This window comes from Phaeobacter sp. CC-HEC084 (genome assembly GCF_059429255.1).
In genome coordinates this window covers 2,536,706-2,550,912 of sequence record NZ_JCAIJQ010000002.1, presented here as the reverse complement: position 1 = coordinate 2,550,912, position 14,207 = coordinate 2,536,706, and the positions used below count along the sequence as shown (strand labels likewise).

At 56.8% G+C, this 14,207-nt stretch carries 5 protein-coding genes, 3 tRNA genes and 3 rRNA genes; 7 read left to right on the top strand and 4 right to left on the bottom strand.

The genetic code is table 11. The annotated features are described in order from the left end of the window. Positions 1–311: 311 nt before the first annotated feature. The 6 genes from AC5SSZ_RS12330 (at position 312) to AC5SSZ_RS12305 (ending at position 5,770) form a co-directional block, all read left to right on the top strand. Positions 312–1,771, top strand: a 16S ribosomal RNA gene (locus AC5SSZ_RS12330). A 144-nt stretch (positions 1,772–1,915) separates the two neighbouring features. Next, positions 1,916–1,991 (top strand) — tRNA-Ala (locus AC5SSZ_RS12325). A gap of 25 nt (positions 1,992–2,016) precedes the next feature. Beyond that, positions 2,017–2,093 (top strand) — tRNA-Ile (locus AC5SSZ_RS12320). A gap of 410 nt (positions 2,094–2,503) precedes the next feature. After that, positions 2,504–5,330 (top strand): 23S ribosomal RNA (locus tag AC5SSZ_RS12315). Between the two features lie 198 nt (positions 5,331–5,528). Further along, a 5S ribosomal RNA gene (gene rrf / locus AC5SSZ_RS12310) occupies positions 5,529–5,643 on the top strand. Together the 16S, 23S and 5S rRNA genes with 3 tRNA genes alongside form the textbook arrangement of a ribosomal RNA operon. A 50-nt stretch (positions 5,644–5,693) precedes the next feature. After that, positions 5,694–5,770 (top strand) — tRNA-Met (locus tag AC5SSZ_RS12305). Here the strand turns inward: AC5SSZ_RS12305 and AC5SSZ_RS12300 are convergent. The 4 genes from AC5SSZ_RS12300 to AC5SSZ_RS12285 form a co-directional block, all read right to left on the bottom strand. Next, entirely contained in the window at positions 5,727–7,430 is a 1,704-nt protein-coding gene (locus tag AC5SSZ_RS12300; RefSeq protein WP_495438343.1) for a recombinase family protein, read from the bottom strand. The two genes, AC5SSZ_RS12305 and AC5SSZ_RS12300, sit on opposite strands and share 44 nt — an antisense overlap. Before the next feature lie 565 nt (positions 7,431–7,995). Beyond that, positions 7,996–10,179: an AAA family ATPase gene (locus tag AC5SSZ_RS12295; RefSeq protein ID WP_274831049.1), complete on the bottom strand. Its 2,184-nt coding sequence runs from the start codon at positions 10,177–10,179 to the stop codon at positions 7,996–7,998. Between the two features lie 62 nt (positions 10,180–10,241). Next, positions 10,242–11,141 carry a GIY-YIG nuclease family protein gene (locus tag AC5SSZ_RS12290; protein WP_274831050.1) on the bottom strand — a complete coding sequence of 300 codons (900 nt, stop codon included), beginning with the start codon at positions 11,139–11,141 and terminating at the stop codon, positions 10,242–10,244. A 147-nt stretch (positions 11,142–11,288) separates the two neighbouring features. Continuing rightward, complete coding sequence (locus tag AC5SSZ_RS12285) at positions 11,289–11,783, bottom strand: hypothetical protein (RefSeq protein WP_274831051.1); 495 nt, start codon at positions 11,781–11,783, stop codon at positions 11,289–11,291. 563 nt (positions 11,784–12,346) lie between these two features. Between AC5SSZ_RS12285 and AC5SSZ_RS12280 the strand changes: the two genes are divergently transcribed. Then, positions 12,347–14,158, top strand: a complete 1,812-nt coding sequence (locus tag AC5SSZ_RS12280; protein WP_495438306.1) for a plasmid recombination protein — start codon at positions 12,347–12,349, stop codon at positions 14,156–14,158. The last annotated feature ends 49 nt before the right edge of the window (positions 14,159–14,207 follow it).

Genomic DNA, 14,207 nt, shown 5'->3' with positions numbered 1-14,207 from the left:
TTTGAGGATGAGGCAGGCGGGCGCGCTGAGAGATTGGCGCATCTGTTTGTTTTGGCCGCTGGGTGTTGCTCTTTGACATTGATAGATAACTGAAGAGATATGTGGGCGGTTTGGTTCATTTCGATGGATCAACGTCTGTATATCGCGCTGGTAGGAATTTAGGTTCCGATGATCCAGTGTCAGCTTCACTGTTTGTACGGCTTCGGTTTCTTTTGAAACCAAGCACACAAACAGAGACTTTCATCAGGATTAGCCTCCTGGTGAAGATGTGCAGAGGTTCGAACGTCAAGGATATGCGAGCAATCGCATTTCAACTTGAGAGTTTGATCCTGGCTCAGAACGAACGCTGGCGGCAGGCTTAACACATGCAAGTCGAGCGCACTCTTCGGAGTGAGCGGCGGACGGGTTAGTAACGCGTGGGAACGTGCCCTTCTCTAAGGAATAGCCACTGGAAACGGTGAGTAATACCTTATACGCCCTTCGGGGGAAAGATTTATCGGAGAAGGATCGGCCCGCGTTAGATTAGATAGTTGGTGGGGTAACGGCCTACCAAGTCTACGATCTATAGCTGGTTTTAGAGGATGATCAGCAACACTGGGACTGAGACACGGCCCAGACTCCTACGGGAGGCAGCAGTGGGGAATCTTGGACAATGGGCGCAAGCCTGATCCAGCCATGCCGCGTGAGTGATGAAGGCCCTAGGGTCGTAAAGCTCTTTCGCCAGGGATGATAATGACAGTACCTGGTAAAGAAACCCCGGCTAACTCCGTGCCAGCAGCCGCGGTAATACGGAGGGGGTTAGCGTTGTTCGGAATTACTGGGCGTAAAGCGCACGTAGGCGGATCGGAAAGTTGGGGGTGAAATCCCGGGGCTCAACCCCGGAACTGCCTCCAAAACTATCGGTCTAGAGTTCGAGAGAGGTGAGTGGAATTCCGAGTGTAGAGGTGAAATTCGTAGATATTCGGAGGAACACCAGTGGCGAAGGCGGCTCACTGGCTCGATACTGACGCTGAGGTGCGAAAGTGTGGGGAGCAAACAGGATTAGATACCCTGGTAGTCCACACCGTAAACGATGAATGCCAGTCGTCGGGTAGCATGCTATTCGGTGACACACCTAACGGATTAAGCATTCCGCCTGGGGAGTACGGTCGCAAGATTAAAACTCAAAGGAATTGACGGGGGCCCGCACAAGCGGTGGAGCATGTGGTTTAATTCGAAGCAACGCGCAGAACCTTACCAACCCTTGACATCCTCGGACCGCCAGAGAGATCTGGTTTTCACTTCGGTGACCGAGTGACAGGTGCTGCATGGCTGTCGTCAGCTCGTGTCGTGAGATGTTCGGTTAAGTCCGGCAACGAGCGCAACCCACATCCTTAGTTGCCAGCAGTTCGGCTGGGCACTCTAGGGAAACTGCCCGTGATAAGCGGGAGGAAGGTGTGGATGACGTCAAGTCCTCATGGCCCTTACGGGTTGGGCTACACACGTGCTACAATGGCATCAACAATGGGTTAATCCCCAAAAGATGTCTCAGTTCGGATTGGGGTCTGCAACTCGACCCCATGAAGTCGGAATCGCTAGTAATCGCGTAACAGCATGACGCGGTGAATACGTTCCCGGGCCTTGTACACACCGCCCGTCACACCATGGGAGTTGGGTTTACCCGAAGGCCGTGCGCTAACTTTTGAGGCAGCGGACCACGGTGAGCTCAGCGACTGGGGTGAAGTCGTAACAAGGTAGCCGTAGGGGAACCTGCGGCTGGATCACCTCCTTTCTAAGGATGATGCTAGTCAGATTAGCTTGCTAATCTCGTGCATCACTTAGCAGAAGATCGGCAAACAAAGCCGGTCAACATCAGGACCGAGCCGTCCTCATATCTCTTCAGACAGTCGAGCCTCAGACCCCTGAGGTTCAGCAAGGGGCCTTAGCTCAGCTGGGAGAGCGCCTGATTTGCATTCAGGAGGTCAGGAGTTCGATCCTCCTAGGCTCCACCACTTTGCAATCGGCCCCATTTAGAATGGGTCGGTAGCTCAGGTGGTTAGAGCGCACGCCTGATAAGCGTGAGGTCGGAGGTTCAAGTCCTCCTCGACCCACCATTCCCCGATTAGATCGATAAGCACCGCAAGTGGTTCTTATCCGTCCAATCGGACGCAGTTTTGACATCGTATAGAGAGAAAAATCAACAACACCGTTGATCGCCCCGAGTGTGGGGATGATCTCGGATTGGTGCCGATCCCTTCGGGGTGAGGCAAGCCGGAAGATACGTCATGTTTCCTCAGACGCCTTCTGGTATGCCGGTTCGAAACGACGGAGTTGTCCAAGTCAAGTACACTAACCCGCATGATCTACCCGATCATGCATTGTTCTTTCGTCCGCCTGCGACCGACATCACAGGCATAAGGATGGAAGAGCGGGAAAGTATGCTTTTTGGTTCAGAGACAGATGATCCGGTTGTGAACCAGCTTCCGGATCCGACAGTTGTCAAAGACTGTCTCTTTCTGGACCAGATCAAGCGCGAGAAGGGCGTTTGGTGAATGCCTTGGCAGTAAGAGGCGATGAAGGACGTGATACTCTGCGATAAGTCATGGGGAGCCGAGAATAGGCTTTGATCCATGAATTTCCGAATGGGGGAACCCACCTGACAGTTCGATATTGTTACCACGGTAGCCAATATCTTGCTGAACCAGGTACTTAAAACCTGAATACATAGGGTTTTAAGAGCAAACCCGGGGAACTGAAACATCTAAGTACCCGGAGGAAAGGACATCAATTGATACTCCCTTAGTAGCGGCGAGCGAACGGGGACCAGCCGAGCCAGATAAGTGACTGGAATGCGTTGGGAAGCGCAGCCATAGCGGGTGATAGCCCCGTACAGGAAGCTTTGATGGACGTATTAAGTAGGGCGGAACACGTGAAATTCTGTCTGAAGATCGGAGGACCACCTTCGAAGGCTAAGTACTCCTTACTGACCGATAGTGAACCAGTACCGTGAGGGAAAGGTGAAAAGCACCCCGACGAGGGGAGTGAAACAGTACCTGAAACCGAACGCCTACAATCAGTTGGAGGCCCCTTGAGGGCTGACAGCGTACCTTTTGTATAATGGGTCATCGACTTGGTCTCACGAGCAAGCTTAAGCCGCTAGGCGAAGGCGCAGCGAAAGCGAGTCTTAATAGGGCGAATGAGTTCGTGGGATCAGACCCGAAACCGAGTGATCTAGGCATGGCCAGGTTGAAGGTGCGGTAACACGCACTGGAGGACCGAACCCACATCTGTTGAAAAAGATCGGGATGAGCTGTGCCTAGGGGTGAAAGGCCAATCAAACTCGGAGATAGCTGGTTCTCTGCGAAATCTATTTAGGTAGAGCGTCATCCGAATACCCCGGGGGGTAGAGCACTGGATGGGTAATGGGGCCCCACAGGCTTACTGATCCTAACCAAACTCCGAATACCCGGGAGTACTAGATGGCAGACACACTGCGGATGCTAACGTCCGTAGTGGAGAGGGAAACAACCCTGACCTCCGGCTAAGGCCCCCAATTCATGGCTAAGTGGGAAAGCAGGTGGGACGACCAAAACAACCAGGAGGTTGGCTTAGAAGCAGCCATCCTTTAAAGATAGCGTAACAGCTCACTGGTCTAAATAAGTTGTCCTGCGGCGAAGATGTAACGGGGCTCAAGCCATGAGCCGAAGCCGAGGATGCACATAGTGCATGGTAGCAGAGCGTAGTGTGACATAGTCTCATGTCTCCTTACTTCCTTCGGGAAGATTGGAGACAAGAGGCTTTCGATGAAGCCGGGGCGTGAGCCATCCGGTGGAGAGATCACTAGCGAGAATGATGACATGAGTAGCGACAAAGAGTGTGAGAGACACTCTCGCCGAAAGTCCAAGGGTTCCTGCTTAAAGCTAATCTGAGCAGGGTAAGCCGGCCCCTAAGCCGAGGCCGAAAGGCGTAGGCGATGGGAACCAGGTTAATATTCCTGGGCCAGGAGGATGTGACGGATTGCGACTGTAGTTCAGCCTTATCGGATTGGTTGGGCTGCTGAGCAGTCCCTGGAAATAGCCCTCCATCAGACCGTACCCTAAACCGACACAGGTGGACTGGTAGAGAATACCAAGGCGCTTGAGAGAACGATGTTGAAGGAACTCGGCAAAATACCTCCGTAAGTTCGCGAGAAGGAGGCCCGGGTTCAAGGCAACTTGGATCCGGGGGCACAAACCAGGGGGTGGCGACTGTTTATTAAAAACACAGGGCTCTGCGAAGTCGTAAGACGACGTATAGGGTCTGACGCCTGCCCGGTGCCTGAAGGTTAAAAGGAGGAGTGAGAGCTCCGAATTGAAGCCCAGGTAAACGGCGGCCGTAACTATAACGGTCCTAAGGTAGCGAAATTCCTTGTCGGGTAAGTTCCGACCTGCACGAATGGCGTAACGACTTCCCCGCTGTCTCCAACATCGACTCAGCGAAATTGAATTGCCTGTCAAGATGCAGGCTTCCCGCGGTTAGACGGAAAGACCCCGTGCACCTTTACTACAGCTTCGCACTGGCATCAGGATTGTGATGTGCAGGATAGGTGGTAGGCATCGAAACCAGAACGCTAGTTCCGGTGGAGCCTCCCTTGAGATACCACCCTTCGCACTCTTGATGTCTAACCGCGGTCCGTTATCCGGATCCGGGACCCTGCGTGGCGGGTAGTTTGACTGGGGCGGTCGCCTCCTAAAGCGTAACGGAGGCGCGCGAAGGTTGGCTCAGAGCGGTCGGAAATCGCTCGTTGAGTGCAATGGCAGAAGCCAGCCTGACTGCGAGACTGACAAGTCGAGCAGAGACGAAAGTCGGCCATAGTGATCCGGTGGTCCCGAGTGGAAGGGCCATCGCTCAACGGATAAAAGGTACGCCGGGGATAACAGGCTGATACTGCCCAAGAGTCCATATCGACGGCAGTGTTTGGCACCTCGATGTCGGCTCATCTCATCCTGGGGCTGGAGCAGGTCCCAAGGGTACGGCTGTTCGCCGTTTAAAGAGGTACGTGAGCTGGGTTTAGAACGTCGTGAGACAGTTCGGTCCCTATCTGCCGTGGGTGTAGGATACTTGAGAGGAGTTGCCCCTAGTACGAGAGGACCGGGGTGAACGATCCACTGGTGGACCTGTTATCGTGCCAACGGTAGTGCAGGGTAGCTATGATCGGAAAGGATAACCGCTGAAGGCATCTAAGCGGGAAGCCCCCCTCAAAACAAGGTATCCCTGAGGGCCGTGGAAGACCACCACGTCAATAGGCCGGAGATGTAAGTGCAGCAATGCATTCAGTTGACCGGTACTAATCGCCCGATAGGCTTGATCTGTTCCAGTAACAGACAGTCTCGTAAACACCAAAAAGCAAAACATAACTTGGACAAAACGTTGATAGATAAGCCTCGCGCTTGTGGAAATGTCTTCGTGACAAAACTCAGGTGCGGCAACGGGTATTTGCTCTGCAAATACCCTGCCTGCCGCTAACCAAGAAAATCCAACAAGCCGCAGGCTTGTTGGTATTTTCTTGGTTTGGTGGTCATAGCACGAGCAAAACACCCGGTCCCATCCCGAACCCGGAAGTTAAGTGCCGTCGCGCCAATGGTACTTGGGCTTAAGCCCTGGGAGAGTAGGTCACCGCCAAACCTAGTAAATACCAAAATAAATTCTCTCTAACGATCATAACCAACAATCTCCGCGGGATGGAGCAGCCCGGTAGCTCGTCAGGCTCATAACCTGAAGGTCGCAGGTTCAAATCCTGCTCCCGCAACCAACGTTTCCGACCAAGCCCCCGCAAATCGCGGGGGCTTGGTCATTTGAGCGCTCCCGCAGGCCAGAATACCTGCCAGATCACCCTCCAGAAGCATCCGGTGACTCCCAGGCGCAGATCCGTCCGGTTCCATCCGCACACTGGAAATCAATCCCCGAAGAGCCTCCGTCGAACGCGTCTTCAGGTCCGGGTCGTTCAGTGTGGTGGTGAGATTGTTCACCTGCGTCTTGAACCGCTCTGCAACTTCCGGCGTCATCGGCGGGGTGGGGGCAAGCTCCGCAGCTTCTAGGATCTGCTGCTGCTCAAGCTTGCGTTGCTCCAGGTCCAACAGCTTCTCCTTCATCATTGGCGTATAGAGGCCATCTTCGATTGCTGCCATGAGGCCTGCGATCTTCTTTTCGATGCCTGCGAGGGCCGTGGTTGCAGCCTTCCGGGTCGCGCCAGCCGTATCAGTGACCTCTTTGTAGGCACTTTTGTATTCCGCAACATAGACCTCCACGAGTTCAGGGGTGAGCAGGCGGTGACGCAGGCCGGACAGAACCCGTTCTTCGACGGCGTCTCGGCGGATAGTGGTGCGGTTGGTGCAGACAGCGTCGCCCTTGTTGCGGCTGGCAGCACAGCCGTAGCGGGTCTTGTTGATGAGAGTATAGCTGGCGCCACACTCCGCGCAGCGCAGCAGGCCCGAGAGCAGATAGGTTGGGCGGCGTGCCTCTTCCGTTCTGCGGCGCGTGTTCCGCGCTCCAGTCGGGTTGAGAGCTTCGCGTACAGACTCTTGCCGGGCTTTCACGGCTTCCCACAGGTCCTGATCGACGATCTGAAGTTCCGGCACATCAACGGTGATCCACTGCTCGGGAGGGTTCATGCGTGCTTGGCGCTTTCCCGTGGCCGGATCCTTGATAAAGTGTTGCCGGTTCCAGACACGGCGGCCGATATAGAGCTCGTTGTTCAGAACCCCCGTGCCACGTTTGACATTGCCGTTGATCGTCGACGGGTTCCAATTGCCACATCCCTGGCCCCTCTTCGGTCCAGGCACGTTTTGACGGTTCAGGCGTGCCGCGATCTCGCGCGGGGAGTGACCCTCGGCATAGTCGTGAAAGATCCGGCGGATGATGTCCGCCTCACCTGCTTCGATCCGCAGATCTCCAGTAGACAGGGTCCCGTCGCCCAGGACCTCACGGTCAGGGCGGTAGCCGTAACTTATACCACCAGCCGACTTGCCCTTTAGGATGCGGCCAGAGAGGCCCCGGTGTGTCTTCTCTCCCAGGTCTTTGAGAAGCATGGCATTCATTGTTCCTTTCAGCCCGATATGCATCTCGTTGACCGCGCCCTCGGACAGAGTCACGATTTGCACGTCGTGAAAGTTGAGGGTTTGGTGTAGCCGGGCGATATCGGCCTGATTGCGGCTCAGTCTGTCCAAGGCTTCCGTGAGGACGACATCAAAAGCACCCATCTCGGTCGCGCCCTGTAGCTGTTTGATGCCGGGGCGCATTAGAGAGGCCCCAGAGGTCGCCGCATCGGAAAACTCCGCAACGACTTCCCAGCCTTCGCGGGCTGCATATGCCCGGCACAGGCGCAGCTGGTCTTCGATGGAAGACTGCTGTTGCAGGTCTGAAGAATAGCGCGCGTAAAGCGCAACGCGGAGAGAGGGGGTAGAGTAGTTCATGTGGCACCTTCCTTCGGGGAGGTTAAAGCTTCAGTTCAAGCGCCGCGCAGGGCGGCAAAATCAGCTTGTGCCTGACGACGCGCCATTGCGCGCACCAGGGCCACAATCTCAGGATGAAGACCGCGCGGAGTTTTTGCAAGGGAAATTGGGCGGCGCTTTTGAGGGGCCTCTGTGATGGCACCGATTGTCGTCGGGAGAATTTGTTGTGTCATGGGCGGCTCGTCATCTGCTCGTTTCCTTGTGAGCAGAGTACCAGACGGTGGGGGAATTCCTGGAGAGCAAAGTCAGTTTCCGGCTCCGGATTTTGGGGATAACCAGCTGAAAAATATATAGAACTCCTGATTGGAAAAACTATTTCCGAACATGTCGTGCCAAGGATCGAGATTGCAGCACGGTCGCCAGGTGGGCAGCATCCATTTGCCGGGGAGATTCTCTATGGTTTGCCCCTCATCTTCAGGGCCAGATTCTTCAGAGCGAGATATCCCGCAAACAGTTCCGTGAATCCTATTGAGCCGGATGCAAAGCGGTGGGCTTGCCACAGTGGAAGCGGCAAGCCCGTTTTTTGTTACTGTGGATGGATTGTGGCCGTAGAGGAGTCGACCTGCTCGGCTGCTGACGGTGCGAGGTGTTCCAGCCAGGGGCGCAGATCTGCGGTATCCATCTCCCGGACGGTCAACAAATGCTCGGCCAGACGTGCCAGCTGGTCGCGGTGCGGATCAAGGAGGCTCTGTGCTCGTCGTTCAAACCGGTCAAGTTTGACCCGGAGGCGATCACGCTCATTCGGAGTGAGATGCTTCATGACTGCCGGTCCCATCCAGCCGTTGCCGTGAATGCCAAGCCCGACTTCGCGATCGCAGGCCAGCTGCACCTGCGTGGCCTGCTGAAGATCGCTGCCATCCCCGCCACCGGCGCCAGCGCTGATGTCTCCAAGGAGGATCCGTTCGGCGGCACGCCCGCCAAGCAGGATGGTCATCTCGTCCTCGAACTCGCAAAGGGTTCCCTCGTAAACGGCAGATGGCCGAATGGTCTGGCCCCCATTCTTCGAGATTGTCACACGTTCAACCGGAGCGGCGCTGAGCAGTGTGGCCATCAGGGCATGACCGCATTCATGGATCGCGATGCGGCGCTGGCGTGCCTTGGCCCGTGGCGTTTCTTTCGGCATCTGGGCCAATACCCAGGCGGCATCGCAGCTGCGTCCCGCACGCCGGGCGCTTGCGCGAGCCGCCCGCAAGCTCGCGTCGATCTCTGCAGGCGTCTGACCTGCGAAGGCCCGAGCCAGTTCGATTGAGTTGTGGTCCGTGGGAAGGGCGCGTTCCAGCATGTGCTGGATCTGCGCGAGGGGCGGGCGGTCAAGCTCGGCATGCCGGTCGAACCTGCCTGAGCGTAGGATCGCAGGATCGAGATTGTTTGGATGGTTACAGGCACCGATTAGCAGCACACCCTCGTCCCGCATCAGTGCGTCAACCTCCGCCAGGAATTGGTTGATGACATTGCGCCTGTAGTGGCTGCCATGACGGTCGGATGTATCACGGGCGCCTGCCGAGTCGATCTCATCGATAAAGAGAACCGAGGGCTTATTGCGGGTGGCTTCGGTGAAGCTTTTTCTCATGGCGCCAAGCATGTCGCCGAGGTGTCCGCAGCTCTGCCAGCCGCCAAATGAAGCTTCAATGAGAGGGACGTCGGCCGAGGCCGCGATGGCCCGCGCGAGTACGGATTTGCCAACCCCTGGCTCGCCGCTGATCAGGAGGGAATGCGGGATCTCGGTCCAGTTTGCTTTGCCGTCGTGCCATGCCCTCAGGTCTTCGACGATGTCCCTTGCCGCTTGGTGCGCAGGGGAGGCCCCCTTGATGTCGGTGAGTGTCAGGGCTCCGTTGTCGGCTTGCGAAGCCTGCAGGATCTCTGCCAGCTTGCTGGCTGCAGCCCCAGCATTCGGCGCGCGCAGGGCGGCAATGAGGACCTGCTCGTCCATCGATTGCAGTGCTGCACTGTGCGGCAGCAGCGGCGCGACACGCGCACGGTCGATTTTGCCTGTGGTGCTGTGGGTCTGTTCCAGCAGCATCAACATCATTTCCGGATCAACAGGCGCCAGTCGAACAGGCTTCGGCAGGATGCGCTTCAGATCAGGATCAAGCCGCAGCCCCTCCGGCCACAGGACAAGCAGTGGATGGGGCTGGGCGAGTGATCCGAGAAGGCGGTGTTCGAAGTCGCGCATACCTGCGAGACAGATCGTGCCCTCTCTACCGACCGTTGGACGGATCAGCTGCAACACCTGTTCTTCGCCTCTTCGAGCGGCATAGGTTTGGGCCGTCCAGCTCGGCGGTAGAAACACCCGGCCGATCTGCGTACATGCGATATCAAGTTGGCTTGTGGGGATCTCATTGATGACCATGACGCCATGCGGTGCGAGTGACGTTGCGCAGAAGTTCTGATGTGTGCCGAAAGTGGCGGCCAGACGCAGGCACATCAGGATTGTGCTGGGCGCAGTATAGTGCTGCGGCATGTCATTGCCATCAGCGTCAATCGCCCAGCCATCGGCCCCTGTCTCGCTCAGTGTATACAGCTCTTCGTTGTCGAGCCGTTGCATTGCCGGGAGATCATCAAGTGCCTCCAAAAGGGTCTGCGCTGGTAGCTCCTGCGCCGGAATTTTCCGGTTCTCGTCCTCGGCGTCGTAGCTGGTGTCGCGTTCAGCATGCTGGAGACGGCGGAGAATGAAGCGGGCATAAGGGTGCCAGGTCGGTGTGTTGGACATGGGTGTCCTCCATGAGTTCAGGATCGGCCAGGGCCGGTGAAAAGATTGGATGGGGGCAGAGATCAGACTTCGACTGGGGGAAGAGCGTCGAGCATGCCCAGAATGATGGACTGCAGGTCGGAGGAATAGATCTCGGACTTCACTCGGAGCCACTGACTGTAGTGACCTGGCGGAATGATGCTCTCTACATGATCGCGCTTCAGCGTCGCGTGCATCGTCTTTTCCAGGCACAGTGCTGTGTGGCCACTCTGAACAGGAACACTGCGCAGGATCTGGGCCCGCAGATCAGGGCTGCGCTTGAGTTGATAATGCAACCGGCTTTCCGGGTTCCGGGAAAAACCCAGCTTCACAAGCGGCGCCATGTTGGGCAGCTCAAAGCGCATACAGTAGATGTAGCTCGGCGCCGAAGCCCAACCCTCACCGCAGGCTTCACAATTGAAGCGACCTGACCGCATGTTCACCCGCGCAACCTCCTGCACATGGCCACAGCTGTGGCGATAGCGGCGATAGTTTGGGCCGCGATCCTTTGCAGGGCCGATCAGGGTCCAGCCTTGCGCGAGTGCTTCCTTCTTTTCCTTGTCGCGATGACAGTGTTCACACCGGTGGGCGCAGTCGTCGGCAGCGATCCGTCTGATCAGCACGAATTGCCGACGCAGTTCATGCCCGCAGGGCGCCTGGTAGACGCCGACATGACGGTCATCGGGGTCGCGCCCCAGCCAGGTTAAACCTGCTGCGGAGGCTTCTTCTCGCCATCGCGCTTCAATGCAGTGTGGGCACAGGGGCTGGTTGTTCATCAGAACGTAGAGTTTGCTCATGTGTGTTGCCTCGCAACTGCGGCAGCGCAGCAGCAGGTGGTAACGGTCTGTGATACGCTGCAGGATATCAAAGCCCTTGCTCGCGGCGGTCTCGCGCCAATGCGCGTGGATGGTAAGCGGGAAAGTGGGTTTTGCGGATTGGGTCATGAAAAGCTCCAGTCAGGCAAAAGGGCAGGGGACGGCAGGCGCGCAATGCGTCAGCCGGTGAAAATCCGGAATTGGACAGGACATGACGGACGCAGGCGGGGAGGTCCGCTGCGGGGTCAGGTGTTGTCAGGGGAAATTGGGGCCGTGTTAGATCTGCACGCAGTCGAGCGTCGACGCGGCCATCTCCACGATGGCATCAACGTGCCAGGCAGCCCGGTTCAGCGCCTGGCGGACACCGGGAACTGAAGTGGTGAAAAGGTCCCGATGCTCATACATCAGCCGCTGGAAATGCAAAGCCTCGTCCGGGTTCTGCGCTTCGATGAGGAAGTGCATCAGCATGGCCATGCGCTGCAACGGCTGATCATTGGCCGAGGTAGTCGGGGCGGAAAAAATATCCGACGCCAGCCGCAGGCAGTCTTGCCACTGGTTCTCCGCCGCCTCCACAAAACCGCTGCTTGCGGGATCCCAGCTCATGGAATGTGACAGGTCGCGCTCCATCTCGATCGCCGCATCTACGGCTTCGATCATCTCAGCGAATGTCCGGAAGATTGGGGTGTCCCTTTGGTCGGCAATCGGGGCCGCCAATGCAGGGTGCAGGTCTTTTGCCGCGCTCACGCGCGTGGTAACAGCTGCGATAGTCATAGTGGTCTCCTTACCCGAGATCAGTGTGATTAGGGCGGAGAGGTGGTAACGACACCTCTACCGCCCGCATATTGAGCATATGCGTTATTCTGAGGTATTGTCAATATACTGCATATCGCTTATTCGGGGTTTATGGCTAAGCAAACTGTATACCCGATCAAAAAGCTGGTTAACCTGACTGAAGAGCAGGCAACTCGCATCGCAGACTTTCGCTTCGCTCAAAGACTTCAGTCAGAGAACGAGGCCATCCGGCGTTTGATTGAAATAGGATTGGATGCAAGCGCCAAGCCCAGCGGCGAAGATTGACCTAGTGTTCATCGCATAAGTGATCAGGAACCGCCTTCCAAACGCCGCCGAAGAACCTTCTCCCCACCCAGATTATCGAAAAACAATAAGGCATCCGTGGCCCCCGGCAGGGCGGGTCCAGCAGGCTGCTGGCCGCAGGAAGCTTTTAGAGGCGAAGGCCGATAACAAGCTGACGAGGAGGGGATCGACGGGGGTATCCCCCTCGCGAACAGGTAAGTTGAAATTCCAGGGCTCAGCCTGGGATTGCAACTTGCCTAGTGAGTAAAAGTCTCACAAATTCAAAAAAGTGTATCGGGATTTTCTTCGTCTTCGCGCAGAATCGGATCAGAGAAATAGATCCGAGCAGTAAGATGACCGTTCAGCCCCAGTTTACCCAAGCCCAGCCTGTCAATCTGAAAAAGCCGCCCATCGTTCTGCGGTTCTCTGGGCTTTTGCCTCATACGCTGCGCCGGTTTAGGTTCCACGATGAACGCCGCGGTGGGGATCTGGGGCATGTTGATTTGGGCCGCACAACGGCCAACGAGATTCTTGTTGGTGATGAGAATTGGGATCAGGTCATCCGTGACGAAATTGCACAGATGAAGCAGCATAACTTTGAGCAGCATCTTGAAGCACTCCAGGAGAAATCACGGAAATCGGAGGCGCGCAGAGTTGAGGAGGCGGGGCCAGTCAATCCGTGGCGTGCCAGCAAGGAGGGACCTCTCAGGGAAGGGATCTTGACCGTCAACAAGGATTGGTTTGGCGGAAGTGGGCAGGCTCAGTGGGATCCGGAACGTGTGGAGGAGTTCAAGCGGACCGCGCTTGAGTTCCTGCGTCGGAGTTTCCCTGATGGTCAGCTGCGTTACGCGTCGATGCATATGGATGAAGAAGCCCTGCACATCCATTTTGTTGTTGCGGTCTGGGTTGAAAAAACATCCGCCAATCGTGGCCATCAAATCCTGCTGCAGCCATCGGAAAACCCGCTGCTCAAAAATTATGAGCGGGCTCAAGATATGGCGGGTGCGGCTTTTGCGAAAATTGGGATCACTCGAGGGGAGCGCCGTGCCGAGGCCCGGCGCCAGGCGCGGGCCGAGGGCAAGCCCTTGCCCGCGAAGAAGGAACATGTTGCGCCATCGCAGTGGCGCGCGGAAGAGCGCCGTAGGGCGCAAAAGGAAAAGAAACGTATCCTCTACGCAGCCGAGGCTACGGCGAAGGTGGCCGTCGAGGACGGCCGGGACCTGGCCAAGGCCACGGTCAAAAAGTCGCGCAAGCGCGCGATTAAAGAGGCGCAGGCCCGCAAGCGGCGGGCTGCGAAAGAAACTGCAGAGGCGACCCGCCGCCGCGATGCGGCGGAGGAAAAAGCTCAGCAGTTTGAAAAAGCGGCTGCCGCCGCATCATCCACGAAGAAAAGGATCGAGGCCGAGATCGGATCGTTGAAGCCGATAGTGCAGGGGTATGAGGAGAGGGCAGAAGCGGCTGCGGAAAAGTTCCGCCAGAAGCGTGACGCACGGAAACTTGAGGAAGAAAACACGGCACGGATCAGCCGGGAAAAGGAGGACATGGAGGGCGCGTTGCCTGCTTTGCAACAGCGAGAGGCCGATCTTCATGAGCAAGTGCAATCTCTTGCCCAGCATCGCGCAAACGAAGAGGCTGCAGGGATGGCAGCACAATCGGCGCGGCGGATTGAAGAGAAGAAACTGGCAGAGGCGGCTAAGAGGGTGCAGCTGAAGGTTGCGGAGGCAGAGGCCATCTCAGAGGCCATGGAGGTCGGATTAGAGCTCGTTGCCGATGGCGCGCTTGTTTGGCAGGATGCGATGCCCGGTAGCAAACCGAAACTTTCTTGGGGACCATCTGCGCCGGTTGATGAGCATGGTCGCGCAGAAAAATTGAAGGAAATCCGCCCGGCAAGGCGACTGGTCGCTCGAATCGCCCGATTGGTGGCCCAGACAGTGAAACGCGTTCTCGCGAAAGAGCGCCAGAAACTCCAGGATGATGCGGAATACGTGCGCGGCTTGCGGGAGCAGTGGGAACCAGAAGCCCAGGCGCGGTTGGCTCAGATCTCACGGGACCCGGATGGGGGACGTTTGTAAAGAGGGGCGGAGAGCTGACTTTCGCTGCACCCGCTCCTACGTTTGGTCC

What these genes read in the sequence shown, in the direction of transcription:
- AC5SSZ_RS12300 (WP_495438343.1), bottom strand. Translation starts at nt 7,430, where the DNA reads ATGAACTACTCTACCCCCTCTCTCCGCGTTGCGCTTTACGCGCGCTAT.
- AC5SSZ_RS12295 (WP_274831049.1), bottom strand. Translation starts at nt 10,179, where the DNA reads ATGTCCAACACACCGACCTGGCACCCTTATGCCCGCTTCATTCTCCGC.
- AC5SSZ_RS12290 (WP_274831050.1), bottom strand. Translation starts at nt 11,141, where the DNA reads ATGACCCAATCCGCAAAACCCACTTTCCCGCTTACCATCCACGCGCAT.
- AC5SSZ_RS12285 (WP_274831051.1), bottom strand. Translation starts at nt 11,783, where the DNA reads ATGACTATCGCAGCTGTTACCACGCGCGTGAGCGCGGCAAAAGACCTG.